This is a genomic window from Heyndrickxia camelliae, from assembly GCF_002844575.1.
Classification (GTDB): Bacteria; Bacillota; Bacilli; order Bacillales; family Bacillaceae_C; genus Margalitia; species Margalitia camelliae.
Genome location: NZ_PIQO01000062.1, coordinates 1 through 869 on the forward strand (window position 1 = coordinate 1; position 869 = coordinate 869).

Sequence of the window (869 nt, forward strand, 5' to 3'; positions counted from 1 at the left end):
AAACTGCAAATAGTTTTGCTACTAGAATTTCTAATGCAGAAGGAAATGTAAGTTCATTAACCCAAACAGTAAATGGTTTACAGACACAGGTAAGTGATAATAAAGGTAATATTTCAACCGTAACTCAATTGGCAAATGCTCTTCAAACTAGAATGACAGACGCAGAAGGAAACATTAGTACCCTTACACAGACGAGTAAAAGTTTGCAGAGTACGATTACAAACGTTCAAAATAACTTAGACAATTTANAAACGTTCAAAATAACTTAGACAATTTAGGAGGACGTAATTTCCTTTTAAATAGTGATTTTTCAAATGGAAGTGACAATTGGAGATACTCAGGTAACACAAGTAACAATGGACTTGTTTATGTTGAAAATGAGAGTGGATTCCCAGGATTCACTAAACATGTAAGAGTGAAAACAGCCGGGACAAATGGTCAAGCAATGTTTGCCCAAGATAATGTAAGAGTGACAAAAGGAATAAAGTACACTATTTCTGGTTGGTTTTATGTAGCTAGTGGGAAACCTTCTATTCAAATAGGGAATGGAACTGTAGGTTACACAAATTCTGGAGCATTTTCACCTACATTAAGACAATGGACACAACTTTCTTGGACATTTACAACTCCAGACTCATCAATAAATGTTTATTTTGGTTTTCAATCAGCATATAATCCTGCTGGTACAGCTCTTGAATTGGTATTTACTGGAGTTAAATTAGAAAAAGGAGAAGTCAAAACTGATTGGACACCAGCTCCAGAGGATCAAGCAACTCAATCCCAAATTACTCAATTAGCAAATGATATTAATTTAAGAGTTAAAAAAGGGGATGTAATTAATCAGATTAATATATCCACTGAGGGTATCC

1 protein-coding gene and 1 pseudogene are annotated in these 869 nt (G+C 34.3%); both read left to right on the top strand.

Going from position 1 to position 869, the window contains the following annotated elements; all coding sequences use genetic code 11:
- Window positions 1-26 precede the first annotated feature (26 nt).
- Window positions 27-269: a hypothetical protein gene (locus tag CWO92_RS24880; RefSeq protein ID WP_437177577.1), complete on the top strand. Its 243-nt coding sequence runs from the start codon at window positions 27-29 to the stop codon at window positions 267-269.
- 77 nt (window positions 270-346) lie between these two features.
- Window positions 347-869: pseudogene (locus CWO92_RS24885) on the top strand (carbohydrate binding domain-containing protein); the annotation flags it as partial.